Here is a 24297-nt window from a genome sequence, read left to right on the forward strand (position 1 = left end):
TAATGGCCAAGTCTTTAATCATAGTAGAGTCTCCGGCAAAGGCCAAAACCATAGGTAAATTTTTGGGCAGAAATTTCAAGATACAGGCTTCCATGGGACATGTAAGGGACCTGCCCAAAAGCCAGTTGGGTATAAATATTGAGAAGGGGTTTGCACCAAAATATATAACTATCAGGGGAAAGGGTTCCCTCCTGGAAAGTTTAAAAAAGGAAGCCTCCAAAGTTGAAAAAATTCTTCTGGCTACCGATCCCGACAGGGAAGGTGAGGCCATATCCTGGCATCTGGCGAATCTTTTGGGCTTGCCGGAAGATGAACCATGCAGGGTTGAGTTTCATGAGATTACCAAAAATGCCGTTTCAGAATCCATTAAACATCCCAGGAAAATAAACAAAAATCTGGTGGAAGCCCAGCAGGCCAGGAGAATCCTTGACCGGCTCGTGGGATATAAAATAAGTCCCATATTGTGGCGAAAAGTAAAATGGGGGTTGAGCGCCGGCAGAGTACAGTCCGTGGCAGTAAGAATAATATGCGACAGAGAAAAGGAAATCAGGGAGTTTGTCACCAGAGAATACTGGACCATCGATGCCAGCCTGTCGGATGAAAAGACAGGCTCCAGAATAAAGGCCCAGTTGCATTCCAAAAGTGACAAGAAATTCGAAATAAATAATAAGCAAGAGGCTGACCTGATTTTATCTGAATTAAAAAATGAAACTTTTATAGTTTCAGAGGTAAAAAAAAGTGAAAGAAAAAGAAACCCTTCACCGCCCTTTACTACCAGCAGCATGCAGCAGGAGGCCGCCAGAAAACTGAAATTTACAGCCAAAAAGACCATGATGGTAGCCCAGCAGTTGTATGAAGGCCTTGATATAAAAGGTGAAGGAACTGTTGGCCTTGTGACCTATATTAGGACCGATTCCACCAGGATATCCGACCAGGCTGTGAATGAGGCCAGGGATTATATAAACAAAAATTTCGGCAAAGAATATATTTCAGAAAGACCGCCGGTTCAAAAAAATAAAAAAAATATCCAGGACGCCCATGAAGCCATAAGGCCAACATCGGTTTTCAGGACACCGGAAAGCGTCAAGGACTCTCTCACGAGGGACCAGTACAGGTTGTATAAGCTAATCTGGGAGAGATTTGTAAGCAGTCAGATGGCTCCGGCGGTATATGACACCGTTTCCGTGGATATAAAGGCAGGACAATATATTTTCAAGGCCACGGGTTCGGTCTTGAAATTTCAAGGTTTTATGGCTGTATATATAGAAAGCACCGATGAAGAGGCAGAAAAGGAAGAAGGCAGCTTACCGCCTCTTGAGGCGGGCCAGTTGTTAAAACTTATAAAGCTTCTACCTGAACAGCATTTTACACAACCGCCTCCTAGATATACTGAAGCCATGCTGGTCAAGACTCTGGAAGAAAAAGGTATAGGAAGACCCAGCACCTATGCTCCTATCATTGATATAATACAAAAGCGCGGTTATGTGGAAAAGGAAAAAGGCAGGTTTAAACCCACAGAACTGGGTGAGATTGTGGTTCAGATCATGCAGGAGTTTTTTAAGGATATCGTAGATGTGGATTTTACAGCAGAAATGGAAGATCAACTGGATAGAATTGAATCAGGCGAAGAGAAATGGCAAAATGTCATTGAATCTTTTTATGTCCCTTTTGAAAAGGAGTTAAAAACCGCCGAACAAACTATAGAAAAAGTAAAAATTGAAGATGAGGAAACCGACGAAAAATGTGAATTATGCGGTAGAAATATGGTGATAAAGCGGGGCAGATATGGAAAATTTTTAGCCTGTCCGGGATTTCCCGAATGTAAAAATACAAAACCTCTGATCGAAGAAGTCGGAGCCAAATGCCCCCTCTGCGGTGGGAATGTGGTAGTCAGAAGGACAAAAAAAGGCAGGATTTTTTATGGATGTGCCAATTACCCCACATGTGAGTTCGTTTCGTGGGATAAACCCAGCGGTAAACAATGCCCCAAATGTGGAAGCTACATGGTAATTAAAAATACCAAAAATGGAGAGATTGAGATATGTTCAAACAATGAGTGTAAGTACAGAGAGTCACATCAATGATTTTATTGACCGAAGGTGGAGAAATGCAAAGCGTCAAGGTAATCGGGGGCGGCCTTGCAGGATGTGAAGCCGCCTGGCAGATAGCTAAAAACGGAATCAAAGTAGATCTGTATGAAATGCGGCCATATAAAAATACTCCGGCTCATCATACGGATAAGCTGGCTGAACTTGTTTGCAGCAATTCCCTGAGATCTGATGAGATTACCAATGCTGCCGGCTTACTAAAACAAGAGATGCGTCTGCTGGATTCTTTGATAATTAAAGTAGCAGATGAAACTAAAATACCGGCAGGCGGTGCTCTAGCAGTTGATAGACAGCGGTTTTCATCCACTATTACCCGTATTATTGAAGTACATCCCAATATAGCCGTTCACCGGGAAGAGATAAAGAATATCCCCGAACCACCTGCGGTAATAGCTACAGGACCGCTGACTTCAGATGAGTTTTCCGAAGCGCTGGGCAATTTTTTGGGCAGCGAGCACCTCTATTTTTACGATGCGGCAAGTCCTATCATTACAGGGGACTCCATCAACTGGAAAAGGGCCTTTTGGGGATCAAGATACGGCAAAGGTGATGAAGATTATGTAAATTTACCCCTTACCCAGGAAGAGTATAATAATTTTTACCACGAGCTTATAAATGCAGAAGTTCATCCCCTAAAGGAGTTTGAAAAACCGGTTTTTTTTGAAGGATGTATGCCGGTGGAGGTAATGGCCGGAAGGGGGCCGAAAACCTTGCTGTTTGGTCCTTTAAAACCCGTTGGAATAATAGACCCGAGGACGGGTAAAGAGCCTTTTGCAGTTGTACAATTGAGAAGGGAAAATAAAGAAGCAACCATGTTTAATATAGTGGGATTTCAAACCAGTTTGAAATGGGGGGAGCAAAAAAGGGTTTTTAGCCTGATTCCGGGACTGGAAAATGCGGAATTTATCCGCTATGGTTTTATACACAGGAACACCTTTATTTCAAGCCCCAGGTTTTTAAAACCAACCCTTGAATATATAAATATGAAAAATTTATTTTTTGCCGGCCAGATTACCGGGGTAGAAGGTTATATTGAGTCGGCGGCTTCCGGAATAGTTGCCGGGATAAATATATCCAGGTCTTTAAAAGGCCAGAGCCCATTGGTTTTCCCTGTAGAAACCATCATTGGGGCTCTCTGCCACTATATTACATCTTCGAATCACGATAATTTTCAGCCCATGAAATCCAATTTTGGCATATTACCACCTTTAAACAAAAAAGTTAGATCAAAAAAAGAAAGAAATAAATTTTTGGCGGAAAGGTCCCTTTCGGCGATTGATAAGATGTTAACTGAGGCTTGTATTAAATAATGAGAGCTTTTCTCAAAAAAAATTAACAATGAATTTAAAAATAATTTAGAATTGAATCTTGCATAAAATAAAATGTTATGGTAGTATATTAAATGTTATCGAGAGGTTGATAAAATTGGATGAGGCTTTGATTGACAGTTTTTTAAGCTACTTGAAAGGCGTAAAAAACGAATCTGCCAATACCATTAAATCCTATGCTGAAGACTTAAATCAGTTTCTCGAATATTTAAAACAAAATAAAATATCTGAACCAGCCTTTAAAAACGTAAATTATTCTATACTGAGGGGATTTTTAACACATTTGAATGAAAGACAGCTGTCGAAAAGAACCATTGCAAGAAAAGTTTCTGCTATGAGGACTTTTTTTAAGTATCTTGTAATGGAAGGAATAATCGACGAAAATGCAGCATTGTCATTAAAAGGCATTAAACTGCCAAAAAAGCTACCCGTTTTTTTATACCCGGCCGAGATTGAAACCCTCCTTTCAGCCCCCGCTGATGATATTTTGGGAATCAGAGATAAGGCCATTATGGAACTTTTATATGCTACTGGCATGAGGGTTGGGGAACTGGTATCTCTGAAACTAAAAGACCTGAACATGGGCACAAATTTTATAATAGTTTTGGGGAAAGGTTCTCGGGAGAGGGTTGTATTTTTTGGCACAAAAGCTGCCCGGAGTATGGAAGAATACCTAAAAAAAAGCAGGCCCTTTCTGGTAAAAGACACAGCTTGTGATTTTGTATTCCTGAACAAAAATGGAACCGGCATTACCGATAGAAGTATCAGGAGAATTATAGAAAAGTATGTAAAGATTGCGTCACTGAATCAAAAAATAAGCCCCCATGCCTTGAGGCATAGTTTTGCCACACATATGCTAAACAACGGAGCCGATCTAAAAACAGTCCAGGAACTGCTGGGGCATGCCAGCCTTTCCACAACTCAGATCTATACTCATGTAACAAAGGAAAGGCTGAAGGAAGTTTATACTAAAGCATTTCCCCACAAATGAAGGGAGGAACGATCATGTTTAATGCTACAACCATCGTTGCCGTTGTGAATAATAATGGAGCGGCCATTGCCGGCGACGGCCAGGTGACTTTCGGCGAGCATACCATAATGAAGCACCACGCCAGGAAAATAAGAAAATCTATAATGGCAAGGTGCTTGCAGGTTTTGCTGGCTCCGTGGCCGATGCCATAACCTTATTTGAGAAATTTGAAGGTAAACTGGAAGAGTCCCATGGTAATCTGGTTAAAGCTGCTGTAGACCTGGCAAAAGAATGGCGTACTGACAAGATGCTGAGGAAACTGGAAGCATTGCTGATTGTTGCCGATAAAGAACACATACTGGTTATTTCGGGAAATGGAGAAGTAATTGAACCCGATGACAACATAGCGGCTATTGGGTCCGGGGGCCCATATGCACTGGCCGCAGCCCGCGCTTTAAGCCGGTTTTCCGAACTGCCGGCGGAAAAAATCGTTGAGGAATCCTTGAAGATAGCTTCGGAAATATGCATATACACCAATAATTACATTTCCGTGGAAACCCTTTAAAGAGGTGAATTCAATGGAAGATTTGACTCCCAGAAAAATAGTAGAAGAACTGGATAAATATATAGTAGGGCAGGATGAGGCCAAGAAATCCGTGGCCATAGCTCTCAGAAACCGGCAGAGAAGACAAAAACTTTCCGAGGAAATGCAGGAAGAGGTAATGCCCAAAAACATCCTGATGATAGGCCCCACCGGTGTAGGAAAGACAGAAATAGCCAGAAGGCTTGCCCGTCTGGTAAACGCTCCTTTTGTGAAAGTAGAAGCCACAAAATTTACTGAAGTGGGTTATGTGGGGCGGGACGTGGATTCCATGGTACGGGACCTGCTGGAAACATCCATACGGATGGTTAAACAGGAAAAAATGGAAAAAGTCAAAGACAGGGCAAAGGTTATGGCAGAACAAAAGATAGCTGAAATACTGTGTCCGGATCCTGTAAAGCCGGGTGCCAAGAATCCTTTTGAAGCTATTTTCACGGGCTTTTCCAAAAATGATTACCGTGAAAATGAAAGCGATTTTGAAGAAAGAGCCAGGAATATAGAAGAAAGAAGAAAACAAATATTGAGGGAACTAAAAGAAGGAAAGCTGGACAAAGAAATTATTGAAATAGAGACGGAAGATAATGCGCCTCCTATGCTGGAGGTGTTCTCGGGTTCTGGTATGGAAGAAATGGGAATAAACCTCCAGGATATGTTTGGAGGACTATTTCCCAAGCGCCGGAGAAAGAGAAAGGTAACAATTGAAAATGCCCGCAAGATACTAATCCAGGAAGAAGCCCAGAAATTGATTGACATGGATGAAGTTATTAACGAATCCATAAAAAAGGCCGAGGAAACCGGTATTATCTTCATAGATGAAATAGACAAGATAGCCGGCAAAGAATCGTACGGTCCCGACGTATCCAGGGAAGGGGTTCAAAGGGACATCCTTCCTATTGTGGAGGGTTCAACTGTCGTTACTAAATATGGACCCGTTAAAACCGACCATATTCTTTTTATCGCTGCGGGAGCTTTTCATGTTTCCAAGCCTTCGGATTTAATTCCCGAGCTTCAGGGAAGGTTCCCCATACGGGTGGAATTAAAAAGCCTGTCAGAAGAGGATTTAAAGAAGATTTTAATAGAACCCAAAAATTCACTAATTAAACAATATACCGCATTAATCGAAACAGAAGGTATAAAAATCCATTTTTCAGAAGATGCTATTGATGAAATAGTAAAAGTGGCAACTTATGTCAACCAGCAGTCGGAGAATATCGGCGCCAGAAGGCTTCATACCATTATGGAAAAATTGCTGGAAGACATATCTTTCAATGCCCCCGAACTCAAATTTAAAAAAAGTGACATAACCATTGACCGGCAGTTCGTCAATAACAAATTAAAGGATATTGTTAAGGATAAAGATCTTAGTAAGTATATATTATAATAAATAAATTAAGGAGGAACCATAATGAGTGAAAGTCTATTAGAAAAAACAAGAAGGATCAACAAATTATTGCAGAGATCTGCAGGATATCCTGTGGATTTTAACGAGGTATGCAAAACACTGGGTGAAGTCCTTACTGCAAATGCCTATGTTGCAAGCAGAAAAGGCAAGGTGCTGGGTTACTATTTGATGGAAAATTACGATTGCGATGCTGTTCAGGATGAAGTTCTGGAAGAAAAGATGTTCCCGAAACATTATAATGACAAGCTGTTGGAGATTCACGAAACCAAATCAAATGTATCCCAGGATACTCTGGAGTGCGTGTTCGATAATGTAACAAAATGTCCCCATCCTGATAAACTTACAACCATAGTTCCGATAAATGGCGGCGGCGAAAGGCTCGGAACCTTGGTACTGGCCAGGTTTGGCGATAAATTTACGGATGAAGACCTGGTTCTGGCCGAATACAGCGCCACCGTGGTGGGGATGGAAATCCTCAGGTCAAAGAGCGAGGAGATAGAAGAGGAAGCCCGTAAGAAAGCCGTGGTACAGTTGGCCATAGGAACTCTGTCTTTCTCGGAACTGGAAGCGGTGGAACATATTTTTGAAGAACTGGATGGCAATGAAGGCCTGCTGGTGGCCAGCAAGATTGCCGATAGGGTGGGCATAACCAGATCGGTTATTGTCAATGCTTTGAGGAAATTTGAAAGCGCCGGCGTAATTGAATCCAGGTCTTTAGGTATGAAGGGAACTTACATCAAAATATTAAATGATAAACTTCTTGAAGAATTGAAAAAAGTTAGAGCTTAATACCCGGGGAAAAATGCGTGATAAAATTCACGCATTTTTTTTGAATAAAGAAGGATTTTAGCGTTTTTTGTCTAATAATATATCTTGTAAAAAATAACAAAAAATCCCTAAAAAGGCAAACTTCACCGAAAGGGGAGGACGCAAAGCCATAGGGCTAAGGTGCACTACGTACTACGCCAGCTAGGCTGCTGAAAGGATAGAATAACTATCTTTTCAAGATAGTTTTTTTTATACAGTGTAAAATTAATGTAAAATGCATGATCTAAAAAAAGGAGAATTAATTTTTTTGGCGAATTTAGTTAAATTAGACGAAACCAGCAAAAAAAGGTCGAAAAAGGGGTGATGAAAATTGATGGGCCTTTTTGACAGTATTTCATTAATGGAAAAACTTTTAGATGCAAAATGGCTTAGAAACAGGATTCTTTCAAATAACATCGCCAATGCGGATACACCTGGCTACAAGAGGTCCGATGTATCTTTTGAAGAAGTGCTTAAAAAGAATATGGAGCAGGAAAATGTGCTGCCATTAACTACCACTCACAAAAACCATATAAGCAACATAAAAATGGTGAGTGATATCCAACCAAGGATTTTCGTACAAAATGACACTACCCTGAGAAACGACCGGAACAACGTGGATATAGATAAGGAAATGGTTGAACTTACTAAAAATACTCTTTCCTACAACATGACAGCAGACCAGCTTCAGAGGGTTTTTCAGCTGCTCAATATGGCTATAAGTGAAGGGAGGAGATAAAAGTGGGTTTTTTTGACTCTATGGATATAAGCGCTTCAGGCCTTACCGCCCAGAGGTTAAGGATGGATGTCATATCGAACAATATAGCCAATGTCAACACCACCAGAACCGAAGAGGGGGGACCATACAGGAGGGAAAGGGTTGTTTTCCAGGAAAGGAAAAAAGACTTTTCTTTCGAGAAGATACTTTCAAATTTCTTTAAAAACCAGTCGGGGCAGGGTGTAAGGGTTGTGGCTGTGGAAAAGGACCCCGCACCGTTCAAACTGGTATATGATCCTTCTCATCCCGATGCCGATGCTTTAGGGTATGTAAGAATGCCCAATGTCAATGTGGTGACGGAAATGGTGGATATGATTTCTGCCACCAGGAGCTATGAAGCCAATGTCACTGCCATAAATTCCGCTAAAAGCATGATAACAAAAGCCCTGGAGATAGGGAGGATATGATTTCTATAATGCCGGAAGGGAGATGAACTTTTGAACATTTCCAGTATCAATGAAGTAATGCCCAAAGTTTACGAGGGGATTAAAGAACAGGGACAAAAATCGTTTCAGGATATATTAAAAGCAGCCTTCGACTCGGCTAATAAAATGCAAAATGATTATGATGAAATATTAAAGAGACAGTTGGTAGATGAAAGCATCAATATTCATGATGTGGTAATAGCCGGAGAAAAGGCGAAGCTTTCACTGGAGCTCACTTTGCAGATAAGAAACAAAGCCATCGAAGCCTACCAGGAAATTATGAGGATGCAAGTATAATAGATGAAGGTGGAGTTAGATGGATTTTTTTAAAAAGCTCTGGCAGCAGGTGAGCGACTTCTGGCTAAGTAGAAATAGGGCACAAAAAATTAAAATTTCTTTAAGTGCTTTTTTCATGATAGGTGCCATTAGTTTCTTGATTTTTCTTCTCAACCGTCCAACTTACGCTCCGCTTTATGTAAATCTTGACGCTAGAGATGCAGGAGACATCGTAAAAAAGCTTGATGATGCCAAAATAGCATACAAGCTGGAAGATGGCGGAAGGTCAATTCTGGTGGACCCCAAACAGGTGTATAAAACCAGAATCATGCTAGCCCAGGAAGGACTCCCAAAAGGTGGGGTCATGGATTTTAGTGATGTCTTTAATAAAACCAAGCTGGGTACCACAGACTGGGAAAGACAATTACAATACAACCAGGCCCTTCAGGGTGAACTTACACGGACCATTGAAGAAATGGCAGAGGTTGACTCTGCTAGAATACATATAGTACAACCGGAAAAAAGCCTTTTTATCGAAACAGGATCGAAATCCGAACCTTCTGCTGCGGTTTTTTTGAAGTTAAAACCGGGGGCTCAGATTACGGAGGAAGAGGTCAAAGGAATTATCAATTTAATATCACATTCAGTTGAAGGAATGAAACCTGAAAATGTAACAGTGATTGATGATTACGGTAGGATCCTGTCTAATATTCCCCTTTCTCAGGATGATAACGCCAAGGAAGTTGTTAATTCACAACTGACAATTCAGAACAATTTTCAAAAACAACTGCAGGCCAGCGTTCAATCACTGTTGGAGCAAGTCTTCGGTCCCGGGAATGTAGTGGTCAGGGTAAGTGCGAAGTTAAATTTTGACAAAAAAATTGTTGAAAACAAGTTGTTTTCACCTGTCAATAAGGACACCGGCGAAGGAATACTCCGAAGCGTCCAGGACCTGCGGGAGCATTTCGCAGGAACAGGCAATGTCCCGGGGGGAGTTCCGGGAGTTGATACTAATGTTCCCGGTTATCAGCAGGTAAACGCAGGTAATTCTGAATATCAAAAATCAGATGTAACCAGAAATTACGAGATAAATGAATCTCACGAGAATTTAACGGTAGCTCCGGGGGCTGTTGATAAACTGACGGTTTCGGTGGTGGTTAACAGGACTCTAAATGACAATGATAAAGATGCCATTTCCCGCCTGGTAGGCAATGCTATTGGGTATGACCCGCAGCGGGATCAAATTTCCGTCGAGGGTATGACATTCAACAATGACCTGGTCACAGCAATAACAAATGAAATGAATAATCTTAAACAGCAAAGGGCCAATCAAAGGAATCTTATTTTTATTGGTGCTGGTCTACTAACTGCTATATTATTCGGTACTTATAGTTTTATAACTGTCCGTAGGAGAAGGAAAAGAGAAGAAGAAAGAATCGCCCGCGAATTGGCCGAAGCACAGGAGGCTGCGGCTCAACAGGCGGCTTCTCAAACAACCGAAACCACAAGAAACGATGTTTATGCAAGCATAGAAAAACTTGCCCGCCGTAAGCCTGAAGATGTGGCCAGATTATTAAAGACATGGTTGAATGAGGATTAGAGGTGGAAAAAGTGCCTTTGACTAAATTTACCGGAAAACAAAAGGCGGCTATCCTGATGGTTTCACTGGGACCGGAAATAGCTGCAAATATATATAGATTCTTAAAAGAAGAAGAGATTGAACAGTTAACTCTGGAAATAGCCAATCTAAAGAAAATTTCCAACGAAGATAAAAATGCCATAGCAGAGGAATTTTACCAAATGCTGGTGGCTCAAAACTATATAACTGAAGGTGGGATTGATTACGCCCGAGATATCCTGGAAAAAGCGTTGGGTACCCAGAAGGCTCTGGAAATAATTAACAGGCTTACATCTTCCCTGCAGGTTAGACCCTTTGATTTTATAAGAAAAGCAGACCCGGTACAGTTGATGAATTTTCTCCAAAATGAAAACTCCCAGACCATCGCCCTGATAATGACATACTTGAACCCGGAACAGTCAGCTTCCCTTCTATCATCGCTGCCTCCTGAAAAGCAGGTGGATATTGCACGGCGTGTGGCCACTATGGATAGGACATCCCCGGATGTCATCCTTGAAGTTGAAAAGGTGCTGGAACGACAGCTGGCTTCCGTGGTGAACGAGGATTATACCAACGTTGGCGGAATCCAGGCTGTGGTAAATATTCTGAACAATGTAGATAGAGGCACTGAAAAGAATATTATAGAAGCCCTCGAGATGGATAATCCGGACCTTGCTGAAGAAATAAGGCGCCGAATGTTTGTATTTGAAGATATCCTTACTCTGGACAACAGGTCTGTGCAGCGCACTCTTAGAGAAGTGGATAATCAGGACCTTACAATGGCATTAAAAGGTGCCAGCGAAGAGGTTAAGAAAAAAATCTTCAGCAACATGTCCAAACGCCAGGCTGAAATGGTCAATGAAGACATGCAGTATATGGGTCCAGTGCGTTTAAGGGACGTGGAAGAAGCCCAGCAGAAGATAGTCAATATTATAAGAAAACTCGAAGATGCAGGAGAGATAATCATCTCGCGCGGCGGAGGTGATGAGATAATTGTCTAGGGTATTGAAATATGTGGATGTAAACAGTCGTTCTCCTTACATGCTGAAGAGCTTTAAAACCGATATAAATAACAGGGTTGACGAAAACAAGATGGATACGGTAAGAGCAACCCGTAACAGGTTTTATGAGGATGGGATGAAACTACTGATGGAAGACGCTATGGCTATGGCACGGGATACCCTGAGCAGGGCTAAAACCGAAGCGGAAAAAATTGTGGCCGATGCCAATGGCAAAAAACAAGAGATTGAAAAACAAGCCTTTGAAAAAGGTTATAATGATGGTTTTGAAAAGGGAAAGCAGGAGGTTCAGCAGCAATACAGGGTTTTGTGGGAAGAGCGCCTTTCCCAGTTTAATTTACTTAGAAAACAGTTATTGGACCAAAACAAGATATACCTTGATTATCTGGAAAAGGAAACATTAAAAATTGCACTTTATATAGCTGAAAAAATTTTATGCCAAAAAATAGAAGTTGAACCGGAATGCTATTTGAATATAATAAAAAAAGCTCTGGAGAAAGTGGGGGAAGATAGAGTCTTTATAAGGCTTTCGGAACATGATTATGAAAAAGTTATTTCGCTGGAGGATTTGTCAAATATAAAAAATGGCGTAAGTAAAATTAATTTTGTAAAAGATCCGCTGCTTTCCTCCGGAGAATGTATTATATACAGCGATTATTTTCAGATGGATGCAGGGATACACACGCAGGTAGAAAATATTCGGTCAAAGTTGAAGGAAATAGGTGTAATCGAGGATGCATGAAAACCTGTTCCAACATGTATATAAAGCCATAGATGAAGTAGAGACTGTAAAGCCCAGAGGCAAAATTGCAAAAATAGTAGGTCTTACTATAGAATCACTGGGACCGCCGGCGGAAATAGGCGAGATCTGCACAATTACAGCATCTAAGACCAATAAAAAAATCACCGCAGAGGTAGTTGGATTTCATGGAAAGACAGTTATTTTGATGCCCCTGGGTGACATGGAAGATGTGGGGCCCGAATGGGAAGTGGAAGCTAGTGGCAAAAAATTGACCGTGCCCGTAGGAACAGGGCTTCTTGGCAGAATATTAAACGGTCTGGGAAATCCCATCGACGGCAAGGGGCCGCTGGTATATGACGGCCATTACCCGATATTTAATGCTCCTCCCAATCCCGTTGAGAGGTCTCTTATAACAAAACCACTGCCCCTGGGAATAAAAGCCATTGATGCCCTTCTGACGTGTGGATGCGGCCAGAGGGTAGGAATCTTCTCCGGCAGCGGTGTAGGAAAAAGTACTTTATTAGGTATGATTGCCCGGAACACCAGGGCAGATGTCAATGTGATAGGCCTGATAGGCGAGAGGGGCAGGGAGCTAAATGGCTTTATCCACAAAGATTTGGGTGAAGAGGGATTGAGAAGGTCTGTTATAGTGGTGGCAACATCCGATCAGCCGCCCCTGGTAAGGACTAGAGCTGCCTTTACCGCCACTGCCATTGCAGAATATTTCAGGGACCAGGGCCTTAATGTTATGCTGATGATGGATTCCCTCACCAGGTTTGCCATGGCTCAAAGGGAAGTAGGCCTGGCGGCTGGGGAACCTCCGGTGACAAGAGGGTACACACCTTCCGTATTCGCCATATTGCCAAAGCTTCTGGAAAGAGCCGGAACATCCAAAAAGGGTTCAATAACCGGAATTTATACGGTGCTGGTAGATGGCGACGACATGAATGAACCCATCTCCGATGCGGTGAGGGGTATTCTAGACGGTCATATAGTGCTGTCAAGGACCCTTGCCGACAGGAACCATTATCCCGCTATCGATGTCCTGGCCAGCATAAGCAGGTTGATGAATGATGTTATCACTAAAGAACATAAAATGCTGGCAGGCAGGGTTAAAAATATCCTCTCGGTATACCGGGAAGCGGAAGACCTTATAAACATAGGGGCCTATGTAAGAGGAAACAATCCCAGAATAGATGAAGCAATAATGTATATAGATAAAATTCAAGACTTTTTGCAGCAAGAAATTGACGATAAAATAGATTATGAGGAGACACTCAAAAAACTGGAAGGAATATTTAAAGAGGAAGTGCAGTAATGAAAAAATTCAACTTTAAACTGGAAACTCCTCTTAAAGTAAAAAAAATCACCGAAAAGATACATAAGCAAAAACTGGCTGAAGCAATTTTAATAAAGTTAAAAGAAGAAGATCGCCTCAATAATTTACTGCAAACTGACTCAAAAATCAAGGGTGAACTTGAAAGTTCGCTGTCCGATTCAGTGAAAGTTATGGACCTTTCTTTGTTTAATACATATATCGATGATTTAAACTCCAGCATAAAATCCCAAAAAATTGTCGTGGACAACGCGGTAGCGGTTTATAACCACAGCAGGGTGTCTTTTATTGAAATAAAGAAGGAAAGACAGGTTTTTGAAAAAATTAAGGAAAAAAGATTCAGGGATTATTTAAAACAAGTAAATTTGGAAGAACAGAAAAACAGCGATGAGTCCGCGGCCACCAGGCACATCTTTCGAGAGGAGAGAACTTGATGGATTTTCTCAACAATAAGAACTTTATAATAGCATTGTCGGTGTTTATTGTTGTGGTGATTTTTGTCCTGGGGCTTATTTTGTATTTTAACCATGCGGATTTAAACAAAACCAATCCTTCTGTTAAAAAAGTTCTTGCAATTATACCAGGTTTTAATAACAGGTTAAAACAGGCGGAACAGATGAATGAGGTGCAGAGGCAGCAAAAACTCATTGAAGAAGAAAAAAATAAGCTTAAAGCGGAATGGGACAATATTGAAAAGAAAAAACAGGAGTTAAAGGTCAAGGAACAGGAGCTAAATAATCGTGAGCAGGAATTAAAATTAAAAGAATCCGAGCTTTTGGCTACCCGGGCGAAGTTAGAAACAAATTTAAAGAACATAAAGGATATATCCCAATATTACGAGTTGATGGATCCGGGCAATGCGGCTAAGATTTTTGCCACCATGGATGATGAGCTTATCATCCAGATATTCCAGAATATGAAAAAAGAATCGGTATCACAAATTTTATCTGCCCTGGACCCCAAAAAAGCAGCGTCCATCACTAAAAAGATGAGTGGAATATAGGCTAAAAAAATCAGTGAAAGGAGGTGAGAACATGGATATAACGGGATTGGCTGCGGTTTTAAATAATGGTCCCAATAAAACTTCCGCCGGCAAAAAAGATGTTTTAAAAGCGGCCGCTAATTTTGAAACTATTTTGCAGGAATTTGAAAAAGAATCTGCAAAAGATTTAAAAGAGATAGGACAAAATCTCAATGTTGTTTTATTGCAGCTTCTGGCTTTGATAAATATGGGCCAATTGCCGGATGAAAAAGCTAATGGGGCTGTAAGCGATGACGTTAATAATTTGCAAAATCAACTTTTAGTACAGAATACTGTACGCCTGCTTGATAATGGTGAAATAAACAGTCTATGGAAAGATTTGGTGACCCGTTTTTTTTCGGAAGGCAGGCTTAACGAAAAAATAGCGGCAAAATTTTTCGAGGCATTGAAGTCCTGCAGCCCGGAAATGGCAAAAGTAGATATTAATTCATTTCTGGAGCAACTAAAAAAACTGTTAAATCAAAAAGCTGATAGTATCAAAGCAGCGAATGAAAACGAAAGTTCTATTGTACAGAAAAAATCCGTTGAAGTGGAACAAACCGGGGGCTATAACCTTGCGCCGATGAAAAAAAGTGAAAAGTTCCAGATAGACATCGAAGCCAGTGCGGCAAAACGGGATAATAATACAAAAGAGATGGATATGAAAAAAGAACAAAACCAAATAAAAGAGTGGGTTTCCAAAACAGGAAAAAGTTACTCTGAAGTAATTCCGGTACAAAAATCGTTTAAAAACACTTCAGACATCGATTTTCCCGTTTTAGAAAGATACTCAAACGAAGTATTGCCTGAAAGTAAATCCACAGGTCTTAATGAAAAAGTGCATTTGTCTCAGGAAACCAGACCATTTGCTATTAAAACATTGGAACAGATAGTGGATAAGATTCAACTGGCTCTGAAAGGCGGAAGAAGTGAATTAAGCCTCAAGTTAAAGCCCGAACATCTGGGGAATGTCATGGTCAAGATTTTTTCGGATGGAAATAAACTTAGAGCGGAACTTTTCATAGAAAATGCCTATATACATGAAGCCATGCAGTATCATGTCCAGGAACTGAAGAACCAGATACAGCAGCATGGTTATAATCTAACAGAAGTCAATATTTATCAGACATCCGACTGGCAGGCCGGGAACTTTAATGGCAGGGAATTTGAGAGAAACTATGAATTTCACCATTCCAGAAAAACAAGATATAACTTAAAAGATGAAGAACAGGTCAGGGAAATAACTTCACTGAAATATTTTAATGGCCTGGAGAATACAGTCAGTGTCAATTATGTCGTATAAGGAGGGATATCATGTCATCCGTAAATACTTATTATAACATTAATGGAACATCCAATACCGAAAAGCATAAACCTGGTAATGCCAATTTAGGAAAGGATGATTTCTTAAAGCTTCTCGTGACGGAACTTAGAAATCAGAATCCGCTAGAACCCCTGGATAGCAAGGAATATATCGCCCAGCTAGCCCAGTTCAGTTCTCTGGAACAGATGCAAAATTTAAATCTACAGCTGGCCGGTCTTTCAGCGGTAAACGTGATTGGCAAAACGGCAAAGGCTTTTGATGAAGAAGAGGAAAAGGAAATTGCAGGGCAAATAACAGGTGTTGCTTTCGACAAAGGGAAAATAAGTTTAATGATTGGAGAAGAGGGAATCAAAGTTCCCATGGAAAAAGTATTTGAGATAAGATAAGACAAGGGGGGATATGATTGCCGGATTACATAAAAATTCCGCCTCAAATTAACAGCGGGATAAGAACCGGAGAACCTAAGGCAACAGGGGAGCAGGGCGGGAGCAAAGCTGAAACTTTTCAGAAGATATTACAGCAAAAAATCGATCAAAGGGATCTAAGGATATCCAATCACGCTCAAATGCGAATGAATATGAGAAATATCCATCTTAACCCGGAGCAAATGGTAAAACTCAATAACGCTGTAGACAGGGCAGCCCAAAAGGGCGTGAGGGAATCCCTTATCTTAATGAATGACCTGGCTTTTGTGGTGAGCATCAAGAACAGAACCGTTATAACGGCTGTGGATGGCCCCAGCATAAAGGAAAATGTATTTACAAATATAGACGGTGCCGTAATTGTATGAGCTGGACCGCAAGGAGGCTCAAAGCTCCGGAATGACTGAAGGAGCTGGCACCTAAAAAATAAAGGAGGAATTTATTATGATGCGGTCAATGTTTTCCGGTGTGACAGGATTGAGAAACCACCAGATAAAGATGGATGTCATTGGAAACAATATAGCCAATGTCAATACCGTCGGATTTAAAAAAAGCAGGGTTACCTTTCAGGATGCGCTCAGCCAGACCATGAGGGGAGCGGCATCTCCCCAGGGAAACCGGGGTGGGACCAATCCCATGCAGGTAGGACTGGGCATGACCATAGCCACCATCGACACCATACATGCCCCCTCGAGCCTGGAATCTACAGGCAATATGACCGATATGGCCATCGAAGGTGATGGATTCTTCATAGTGAGCAACGGCATGGATAGGTTTTATACCAGGGCAGGAAACTTCAGCTTTGATGAAGAGGGCAATCTGGTCAACACAGCCAATGGATTGAAAGTGCTTGGCTGGCAGGATACAAAATCATATACGATTCCTGCGGATAAATCTCCCCAGAATATAAACCAGATTGTTATTAAAAAAGGCATGATGATGGAAGCAAGGGCCACGGATGCCGTGAGTTTTGCAAAAAACCTGGATGCAGGAGCTACGAATGGTGATAGTTATAAATTGCCATTTAAAGTATATGATTCATTGGGCAGAGCTCATATTTTAAATATAACTTTTACAAATACTAACCCGAATGAATGGGGATATGTTATTACTAAAGATCCAAATGATAGTTTAATAACAAACTTGACTGGTGATAATGGAACTTTGAAATTTGATATAAATGGGAAATATGATCCAGCTGCAACGGGCTCTTTATCCCAAGTGCAGATAACAATAACTGGAGCCAACACGATTACATTTACACCTGATTTTAATGAAGTAACCCAGTATGCCAAAGAAACTACAGTAGACCTTTCTTCCCAAAATGGTTATGCCGCAGGGACTTTGCTGGGTATATCAACAGATACTAATGGCGTTATTTCCGGGGTGTTTGACAATGGGCAGAGCAGGGAACTGGCCCAGGTAGCCCTGGCCAACTTTGACAATCCCGGAGGCCTAATAAAAGCCGGCGAGAATCTTTACCGCTATTCAAATAACTCCGGCGAGCCTCAAATAGGCATGTCCGGCACCGGCGGCAGGGGCACCATATCGCCGGGTGCTCTGGAAATGTCCAACGTGGACCTTTCCGAAGAATTTACGCAGATGATCATCACCCAGCGGGGGTTCCAGGCCAATTCCAGGATAATAACGGCATCGGATGAGATGTTACAGGAGCTGGTAAACCTGAAGAGATAAATTTTTATGGCGACTTAAGGTTTTGATAAAATATCCCGGGTCCGGTGTAAAAACCGGACCCGGGGAAAAGAGGTGTCGCTTATGATAGAGCTAACAAAACTTAACGGCAGAAGTTTTATTCTGAACGCTGAGTTGATACAGACAGTAGAAGCTACTCCCGACACCGTGATAACCCTTACCAACGATACAAAATTGGTGGTGAAGGAAACAAAAGAGGAAGTTGCACAAAAAGTAATCGAGTATAAAAGAAAGATTTATGGAACTAAAAATCTATAGAAAGCGAAGAAGTTAATTTGATTAATATTTTGAAGGGAAGTGTAGCTGATGGACCTGGCTACGGTGATAGGTATTGTCAGCGGTATAGTAATATTTTTGTGGGCTATTTATATGGGAGGGTCATTAAGCGCTTTTATAAATGTTCCGTCGGCCCTTATCGTTTTTGGTGGCGTTCTGGCTGCTATACTGGTAAATTATCCTCTTGCAAAATTAATTGATGTGATGAAGATCTTAAAAATAGTATTTACAGAAAAACAGGTAGAAGCCGGAGATATCATAAAAAACATAGTAAGCCTGGCTGAAACCGCCAGGAGAGAGGGGCTGCTCGCACTGGAGGATGCCGCTTACCAATTGAAGGACGAATTCTTACAAAAGGGAATACTGCTCATTGTTGATGGCACTGACCCGGAACTGGTAAGAAACATTCTTGAAACGGAACTGGCTTTTTTGGAGGAAAGGCATAAAGAAGGTCAGAGCATATTTGAAACCATGGGAACGTTAGCCCCTGCCTTCGGCCTTATTGGTACAATCATAGGCCTTATCAATATGCTAAAACAACTGGACAATCCCAGCGCCGTGGGGCCCGGTATGGCTGTTGCCTTAATTACCACGTTTTACGGAGCCATTTTTGCAAATCTGCTATTTATACCTATAGCCGGCAAACTTAAAGTTAGAAGTAGAGAAGAAATACTCTTGAAAGAAGTCATGATAGAGGGTATGTTATCCATCCAGGCCGGAGAAAACCCAAGGATAATCGAAGAGAAATTGAATGCATTTTTATCGCCCAAAAAGCGGAATAATTTACGTGGGTCTAAATCCGTGGAGAGCGGTGGTGAAGACCTTGCCTGGCAGCAGACGACGAGGTAACGGTAATGAACAGGCACCCGGTTCTCCCCTCTGGATGACTACATACGGAGATATGATAACACAAATTTTAATATTTTTTGTATTACTTTTCTCATTGTCAAGTGTTGATGCAAAAAAATTCGACATGTTTATGACTTCTCTTCAGGGTTCCCTGGGAATTATACAGGGAGGGCAGACACTGGAGAAGGGAGAGTTTATTGAATCGGGGGAAGTGGGGCAGTTTCTGGTTTCAGCCGAAGAACAGAGGCAGTTTCAAAGGCTCGAGCAGAATGTGAAGGACATAGTGAAACAGAATAATTTAAATGGGGTTCAGGTCAATTTGGATGAAAGGGGTCTTGTAATCAGGTTTGTGGAAGGAGTTCTTTTTGATTCGGGGAAGGCAGATATCAAAGAGCAGGCCAAAGCCGTACTAAACAAAATTGTCCCTGTTTTAAAGCAAAGCCACCGGCAGATAAGAGTTGAAGGCCACACTGATAATGTTCCCATACATACGCAGGAATTCCCTTCAAACTGGGAATTATCCACTGCCAGAGCGGTCAATGTGGTAAGGTATTTTATAGATAAGCATAATTTTTCTCCATACTCGATGTCTGCAGCCGGATATGGTGAATACAGACCTATAGCGCCCAATGACTCAGATAAGCACCGGGCTTTAAACAGGAGGGTGGATATTGTCATTTTAAAATCAGTTTCCGAGAATGAGGAGCCTAAGTAAGGGGGAAAAGTAATGGCTACGGTTCAAACCAATCAGAGCAATAAGATAAATCTTCGAAGCATAATACTCATCATAATGGTGCTGTTTATATTGATGTTGATGACTACAGGAATAGCCTATTTTGTAGTGAGAAATTTTGCGGGGGGCAATACCGTCCATGTGGAATCAAATAAACAGGCCGTCACATATTCTGCAGGGGATTTTTTGACCAATCTTTCAGATAAAGGTTATATTAAGGTTTCCCTTGTCTATGTATTGGAAAATAAGGATATTGTGAAAGAACTCCAATCTAAAGATTATGAAATAAGGGACAGAATATTTGCCATATTAAGGTCAAAAAATTTTGAGCAAGTAAAAGACAGCCGCGGCATGGAAGAGCTTAGAAAACAGATTAAAGAGTCTATCAATACCATATTATCCGGCGGTAAAATTGTAGATGTGTATTTCACAAGTATTATCGTAAACTGAGAGAGGAGGGAAAATCTTGTCTGAGATTCTCTCACAAAATGAAATAGATGCTCTCCTCTCGGCCCTCTCCAAGGGTGAAATCAGAGCCGAGGAAATAAAAAATAAAGAGACCGACAATAAAATAAAGGTATATGATTTCAAAAGACCAAACAAATTTTCTAAAGAGCAGCTTCATACATTGAGCATTATTCACGAGAACTTTGCAAGGTTGTTGACCACGTATCTTTCCGCCCAGTTAAGGACGCTGGTCCAGGTAAACGTCTATTATGTGGAACAGATGACATACACCGAGTTTATTTCGTCTATTCCCAATCCATCATTGATTTCTGTAGTGGATTTCTCACCATTGAAAGGTGCAGCCATCATAGAAATCAATCCATCGGTGGCCTTTGCTATAATTGACAGACTGCTGGGAGGTACCGGAGAGTTTAGGGAAAAATTGAGGGAACCTACAGAAATAGAAAATGGCATTATTGAAAAGATTTTCTTCAAGATGACATCAATTCTGCATGAAGCATGGAAAGACATTACCGAAATAAATGCGTCGATGGAAAAGTTAGAAACTAATTCCCAGTTTATACAACTGGTATCTCCAAACGAGGCAGTTGCGCTGATTACCTTCAATGTTAAGATCGGTAAAAGCGAGGGTATGATTAATATCTGTATACCTCATATTGTTATAGAACCAATAATATCAAAGCTATCCACCAGGATATGGCTTTCCAACGCTAAAAAAGAAGTCTCAGAAAAAACTGTACATTTTTTAAGAAATAAAATAAGCAGAATGAAAGTGGAAGTAAAAGCAGTCATAGGAAGTGCGCAAATTACTGTGAACGATTTTATTAACTTGAAGTTGGGCGATGTCATACCACTGGATAAAAACATCAGGAGCGAAACGGATATTTTTATCCATAACAATTTAAAATTCAAGGGCATTGTTGGTATTCATCACAACAAAATGGCTGTGAAAATAACAAGATCAGTGGCGGAGGAGGAAAAACATAATGGATGAGAATATATTGTCTGATGATGAAATAAGAGAACTTATAAGAAGCGAAGATTTGCTAGAAAATGTGCTTACGAAAGAAGAAAAAGATGCCCTTGGAGAAATAGGCAATATTTCGATAGGCACTTCAGCGACTACTTTGTATTCTTTGCTCCGAAACAAGGTGGTAATAACAACTCCTTATGTAAGCATTACAAAAATGAATGAGTTAAAAAAAATGTATCCCGTTCCTTTTATAGCTATAGAAGTATCTTACACTAAAGGTCTCAATGGAAGCAATATTATGATAATAGAAGAAAATGACGCAAAAATAATTGCAGATCTGATGATGGGAGGGGATGGAAAAAATGTCGGAGTTGAGCTGGATGACATAAGATTGAGTGCTGTGGGAGAGGCAATGAATCAGATGATGGGATCTGCTTCCACATCGTTATCTACTATGTTAAAAAAAGATATAAACATTTCCCCACCAAAACTTAGCAGAATAAATTTTGCCACCGATTCCCTGGAAGGTTACTTCAAGGGAAATGAAGCCATAGTTGTTATTTCGTTTAATATACAAGTAGGCGACCTTCTGGATAGCAAAATCTTTCAGCTTATGCCTATACCTTTTGCTAAAACGCTCGTAAAATATCTTTATAATCTATCCTTAAACGGTGGGGATGGTTTGGAACAGGCACCCGAAATTGAGGATAAGATGGCTTCGGAGAATATGCAAAATAAAACAATACCCCCCCGTGAAATAGAAGACAAAAATATACCTGAAAGGAGGAAAAATGTAACCGTGAGCCCGGTCCAATTTGAAAAATTTCAAGAAGAACCAGTCCCTCCCTCAAATGCCAGTCTCGATTTGATTATGGATGTTCCACTGGAAGTGACTGTTGAATTGGGTAGAACGGTTAAAACCATAAAAGAAATATTAGACTTTAGCCCCGGATCTATTGTAGAATTAGATAAGATGGCCGGTGAACCTGTGGATATTCTGGTCAATGGAAAATTTGTAGCCAAGGGCGAAGTTGTGGTAATAGATGAGAACTTTGGCGTTAGAATAACCGAAATTATAAATTCAATGGAAAGAGTAAATAGCTTACAGTAATTGGGAGGATGATTTCAATGGGAGGAATTTTAATAGTAGATGATGCAGCTTTTATGAGGATGATGATCAAGGATATTTTAACTAAAAATGGTTTTAAGGTGTGCGGCGAAGCCGAGAATGGAGCTGTTGCTGTTGACGTATACAGTGATTTAAAACCGGACCTGGTGGTCATGGATATAACAATGCCGGAAATGGATGGCATTGAAGCGGTAAAAAAAATAAAGGCAAAGGATTCCTCTGCAAAAATTATAATGTGTTCAGCCATGGGCCAGCAGGCCATGGTTATTGATGCTATTCAGGCAGGTGCAAGGGACTTTATTGTAAAACCCTTTCAACCTGAAAGAGTAGTGGAAGCCGTGAAGAAAGCCCTTGGATAGAAGGGAATGTCTATGAATAGATTATTCGATTCAAAATGGCAGGGATTTTTTATAGTTTTTATTTTGGTTATGGTAATTTTAGGTAACGCTTACGCTGCTCCACCTGATGTAAACAATTTAAAAACGTATAATTTTGATACCCCGAAAAATCAGGATGCTCAAAATTATTCTCCGGCAAAAAGCGTGGTTACTTTTTTTATATATTTTCTACTATTTTTAGTTATATCTTTGCTGGCATTTTTAACTACAAGGTGGATAGCAAGATTCCAGATAAACGCCCAGCCTAAAAGCAAATATATGGAAGTTATTGATGTACTGCCTCTGGGAAGCAATAAGGGCATATATATCGTAAAAACACCCCAGGGTCTGATGATGGTGGGGGTATCGGAAAAGAACTTTTTTATGATTTCAAAATTGAATTCCGACGAGACCGAATTGATTAATGAGGTTGAATCCAATACGAGTCTTATGAACAAAAATTTTTCCACTCAGTTAGAATATTTTTTGAGGCATTTAAAAAGAGAGCCGGGAAAAAAACATAATGGTGATCATTCATGAATAAAAATGAGAAATTAATATTCAAAACAATACTACTGACTGTTTTTTTTCTAAGCTTCGGCAAAGGGTTGCTTGCAGCGCCGGAAATTCCTATTCCATCGTTCCAATTTATTCAACCGGCAAAAAGTCCTGCGGAAACAGCGGTAACTTTGCAAATAATACTGCTTTTAACCGTATTGTCACTGGCACCCTCATTATTGATTATGATGACATCTTTTACCCGTATCATTGTTGTTCTTTCTTTTGTCAGAAATGGCCTGGGAACACAACAGGTACCGCCAAATCAGGTATTGATAGGTCTGGCTCTTTTCATGACTGTATTCGTTATGGCTCCGGTCTGGAGTAATATAAATACTGAAGCTTTACAGCCATATATGAACCATCAGATCGGCACCGAAGAGGCTTTAAAAAGAGCCCAAATTCCTTTGAGAAATTTTATGTTCAAACAAACCCGGGAAAAAGACCTGGCGCTGTTTACGCATTACGCAAAACTGCAAAAGGATATAAAAACACTGGATGATATTCCTACATATGTTTTAATTCCGGCCTTTATAATAAGTGAGCTCAAGACAGCTTTCCAGATGGGATTTGTGGTTTTCATTCCTTTTCTGGTAATAGATATGATTGTTTCAAGCACATTGATGTCTATGGGCATGCTGATGCTACCGCCCGTTATGATTTCCCTTCCCTTTAAAATACTTCTGTTTGTCATGGTGGATGGGTGGAATATTGTGGTGAATTCACTTTTGGCAGGGTTCCACTAGTGGAAAGGTGATGTAAATTGGCACAGGAAACTATTATCCATTTAGGGCAGCAAGCATTAACGGTAGTTTTGCTTGTTTCAGCTCCCATGCTAAGTCTTGGTATGCTGGTAGGTATTATAATTAGTATATTGCAGGCAACTACCCAGATACAGGAGCAGACCATGACCTTTGTCCCCAAAATCGTGGCGGTCATAGCTGCCATTTTGATATTTGGGCCATGGATGCTGACAGTAATCACCCAGTTTACTCAAAATCTTTTCAGCGAACTGCCCAATTTTATTTATTGATTTACTTCCGG

The 24297-nt window shown here is 40.7% G+C and carries 28 protein-coding genes, 1 pseudogene and 1 riboswitch; all 29 genes and pseudogenes read left to right on the forward strand.

The genetic code is table 11. The features are described 5' to 3' along the window. Positions 1 to 2: 2 nt before the first annotated feature. The 29 genes and pseudogenes from topA to fliQ all read left to right on the forward strand — a co-directional run bounded on the left by topA (position 3) and on the right by fliQ (position 24286). Positions 3 to 2084: a type I DNA topoisomerase gene (gene topA, locus D2962_RS07315; protein WP_122014603.1), complete on the forward strand. Its 2082-nt coding sequence runs from the start codon at positions 3 to 5 to the stop codon at positions 2082 to 2084. Continuing rightward, on the forward strand, positions 2081 to 3418 hold the full coding sequence (gene trmFO, locus D2962_RS07320) for an FADH(2)-oxidizing methylenetetrahydrofolate--tRNA-(uracil(54)-C(5))-methyltransferase TrmFO (protein ID WP_245984957.1): 1338 nt from the start codon (positions 2081 to 2083) through the stop codon (positions 3416 to 3418). The genes topA and trmFO overlap by 4 nt, the downstream gene beginning before the upstream one ends. Before the next feature lie 115 nt (positions 3419 to 3533). After that, complete coding sequence (gene xerC, locus D2962_RS07325; protein WP_122014604.1) at positions 3534 to 4427, forward strand: tyrosine recombinase XerC; 894 nt, start codon at positions 3534 to 3536, stop codon at positions 4425 to 4427. A gap of 11 nt (positions 4428 to 4438) precedes the next feature. Further along, positions 4439 to 4971 (forward strand): annotated as a pseudogene (gene hslV, locus D2962_RS07330) (ATP-dependent protease subunit HslV). Positions 4972 to 4984: 13 nt separating this feature from the next. Beyond that, on the forward strand, positions 4985 to 6388 hold the full coding sequence (gene hslU / locus D2962_RS07335) for an ATP-dependent protease ATPase subunit HslU (RefSeq protein ID WP_122014605.1): 1404 nt from the start codon (positions 4985 to 4987) through the stop codon (positions 6386 to 6388). Between the two features lie 24 nt (positions 6389 to 6412). Next, positions 6413 to 7198, forward strand: a complete 786-nt coding sequence (gene codY, locus D2962_RS07340) for a GTP-sensing pleiotropic transcriptional regulator CodY (protein WP_120766827.1) — start codon at positions 6413 to 6415, stop codon at positions 7196 to 7198. A gap of 104 nt (positions 7199 to 7302) precedes the next feature. After that, positions 7303 to 7391, forward strand: a riboswitch (cyclic di-GMP riboswitch). A 159-nt stretch (positions 7392 to 7550) separates the two neighbouring features. Beyond that, complete coding sequence (gene flgB, locus D2962_RS07345; RefSeq protein ID WP_245985039.1) at positions 7551 to 7955, forward strand: flagellar basal body rod protein FlgB; 405 nt, start codon at positions 7551 to 7553, stop codon at positions 7953 to 7955. Between the two features lie 2 nt (positions 7956 to 7957). Further along, a complete protein-coding gene (flgC, locus tag D2962_RS07350; protein ID WP_122014607.1) occupies positions 7958 to 8401 on the forward strand; it encodes a flagellar basal body rod protein FlgC in 444 nt (147 codons plus the stop codon). Positions 8402 to 8431: 30 nt separating this feature from the next. Then, positions 8432 to 8716, forward strand: coding sequence for a flagellar hook-basal body complex protein FliE (gene fliE, locus D2962_RS07355; RefSeq protein WP_245984959.1), 285 nt, complete (start codon positions 8432 to 8434; stop codon positions 8714 to 8716). A gap of 19 nt (positions 8717 to 8735) precedes the next feature. Then, the gene (gene fliF / locus D2962_RS07360) at positions 8736 to 10295 is read left to right on the forward strand and encodes a flagellar basal-body MS-ring/collar protein FliF (RefSeq protein WP_122014608.1); all 1560 of its coding nucleotides are present in this window, start codon (positions 8736 to 8738) and stop codon (positions 10293 to 10295) included. Between the two features lie 11 nt (positions 10296 to 10306). Continuing rightward, positions 10307 to 11314, forward strand: a complete 1008-nt coding sequence (fliG, locus tag D2962_RS07365; protein WP_120766874.1) for a flagellar motor switch protein FliG — start codon at positions 10307 to 10309, stop codon at positions 11312 to 11314. Then, positions 11307 to 12074: a FliH/SctL family protein gene (locus tag D2962_RS07370; RefSeq protein ID WP_120766831.1), complete on the forward strand. Its 768-nt coding sequence runs from the start codon at positions 11307 to 11309 to the stop codon at positions 12072 to 12074. Before fliG ends, D2962_RS07370 begins: the two co-directional genes overlap by 8 nt. Further along, the gene (gene fliI, locus D2962_RS07375) at positions 12067 to 13392 is read left to right on the forward strand and encodes a flagellar protein export ATPase FliI (protein WP_120766832.1); all 1326 of its coding nucleotides are present in this window, start codon (positions 12067 to 12069) and stop codon (positions 13390 to 13392) included. Before D2962_RS07370 ends, fliI begins: the two co-directional genes overlap by 8 nt. Beyond that, on the forward strand, positions 13392 to 13844 hold the full coding sequence (fliJ, locus tag D2962_RS07380) for a flagellar export protein FliJ (RefSeq protein WP_120766833.1): 453 nt from the start codon (positions 13392 to 13394) through the stop codon (positions 13842 to 13844). Before fliI ends, fliJ begins: the two co-directional genes overlap by 1 nt. After that, positions 13844 to 14413, forward strand: a complete 570-nt coding sequence (locus D2962_RS07385) for a MotE family protein (RefSeq protein ID WP_122014609.1) — start codon at positions 13844 to 13846, stop codon at positions 14411 to 14413. Before fliJ ends, D2962_RS07385 begins: the two co-directional genes overlap by 1 nt. A gap of 31 nt (positions 14414 to 14444) precedes the next feature. Beyond that, the gene (locus D2962_RS07390; protein ID WP_122014610.1) at positions 14445 to 15734 is read left to right on the forward strand and encodes a flagellar hook-length control protein FliK; all 1290 of its coding nucleotides are present in this window, start codon (positions 14445 to 14447) and stop codon (positions 15732 to 15734) included. An 11-nt stretch (positions 15735 to 15745) separates the two neighbouring features. Then, entirely contained in the window at positions 15746 to 16141 is a 396-nt protein-coding gene (locus tag D2962_RS07395) for a flagellar hook capping FlgD N-terminal domain-containing protein (protein ID WP_122014611.1), read from the forward strand. Between the two features lie 17 nt (positions 16142 to 16158). Continuing rightward, positions 16159 to 16545, forward strand: coding sequence for a TIGR02530 family flagellar biosynthesis protein (locus D2962_RS07400; RefSeq protein WP_122014612.1), 387 nt, complete (start codon positions 16159 to 16161; stop codon positions 16543 to 16545). A gap of 76 nt (positions 16546 to 16621) precedes the next feature. Then, positions 16622 to 17872 carry a flagellar hook protein FlgE gene (locus tag D2962_RS07405; RefSeq protein WP_122014613.1) on the forward strand — a complete coding sequence of 417 codons (1251 nt, stop codon included), beginning with the start codon at positions 16622 to 16624 and terminating at the stop codon, positions 17870 to 17872. 81 nt (positions 17873 to 17953) lie between these two features. Beyond that, the gene (locus D2962_RS07410) at positions 17954 to 18148 is read left to right on the forward strand and encodes a flagellar FlbD family protein (RefSeq protein ID WP_122014614.1); all 195 of its coding nucleotides are present in this window, start codon (positions 17954 to 17956) and stop codon (positions 18146 to 18148) included. 48 nt (positions 18149 to 18196) lie between these two features. Then, positions 18197 to 19015 (forward strand): flagellar motor protein, encoded by an 819-nt coding sequence (locus tag D2962_RS07415; RefSeq protein WP_120766840.1) that lies wholly within the window; start codon positions 18197 to 18199, stop codon positions 19013 to 19015. Beyond that, positions 18981 to 19730: an OmpA family protein gene (locus tag D2962_RS07420; RefSeq protein WP_245984961.1), complete on the forward strand. Its 750-nt coding sequence runs from the start codon at positions 18981 to 18983 to the stop codon at positions 19728 to 19730. The genes D2962_RS07415 and D2962_RS07420 overlap by 35 nt, the downstream gene beginning before the upstream one ends. Before the next feature lie 12 nt (positions 19731 to 19742). Beyond that, on the forward strand, positions 19743 to 20198 hold the full coding sequence (locus D2962_RS07425; protein ID WP_120766842.1) for a flagellar basal body-associated FliL family protein: 456 nt from the start codon (positions 19743 to 19745) through the stop codon (positions 20196 to 20198). A 16-nt stretch (positions 20199 to 20214) separates the two neighbouring features. Next, complete coding sequence (gene fliM / locus D2962_RS07430; RefSeq protein ID WP_122014615.1) at positions 20215 to 21210, forward strand: flagellar motor switch protein FliM; 996 nt, start codon at positions 20215 to 20217, stop codon at positions 21208 to 21210. Beyond that, a complete protein-coding gene (gene fliY, locus D2962_RS07435; protein ID WP_120766844.1) occupies positions 21203 to 22300 on the forward strand; it encodes a flagellar motor switch phosphatase FliY in 1098 nt (365 codons plus the stop codon). The genes fliM and fliY overlap by 8 nt, the downstream gene beginning before the upstream one ends. A 17-nt stretch (positions 22301 to 22317) precedes the next feature. Next, entirely contained in the window at positions 22318 to 22677 is a 360-nt protein-coding gene (locus D2962_RS07440; RefSeq protein ID WP_120766845.1) for a response regulator, read from the forward strand. A gap of 12 nt (positions 22678 to 22689) precedes the next feature. Beyond that, entirely contained in the window at positions 22690 to 23235 is a 546-nt protein-coding gene (locus D2962_RS07445; RefSeq protein ID WP_162991143.1) for a flagellar biosynthetic protein FliO, read from the forward strand. Then, complete coding sequence (gene fliP, locus D2962_RS07450) at positions 23232 to 23999, forward strand: flagellar type III secretion system pore protein FliP (protein WP_122014617.1); 768 nt, start codon at positions 23232 to 23234, stop codon at positions 23997 to 23999. The genes D2962_RS07445 and fliP overlap by 4 nt, the downstream gene beginning before the upstream one ends. 17 nt (positions 24000 to 24016) lie before the next feature. Continuing rightward, positions 24017 to 24286, forward strand: coding sequence for a flagellar biosynthesis protein FliQ (fliQ, locus tag D2962_RS07455; RefSeq protein ID WP_122014618.1), 270 nt, complete (start codon positions 24017 to 24019; stop codon positions 24284 to 24286). Positions 24287 to 24297: the final 11 nt, after the last annotated feature.

The sequence above is a fragment of the Biomaibacter acetigenes genome, from assembly GCF_003691585.1.
In the GTDB taxonomy this organism is placed as follows: Bacteria; Bacillota; Thermosediminibacteria; order Thermosediminibacterales; family Tepidanaerobacteraceae; genus Biomaibacter; species Biomaibacter acetigenes.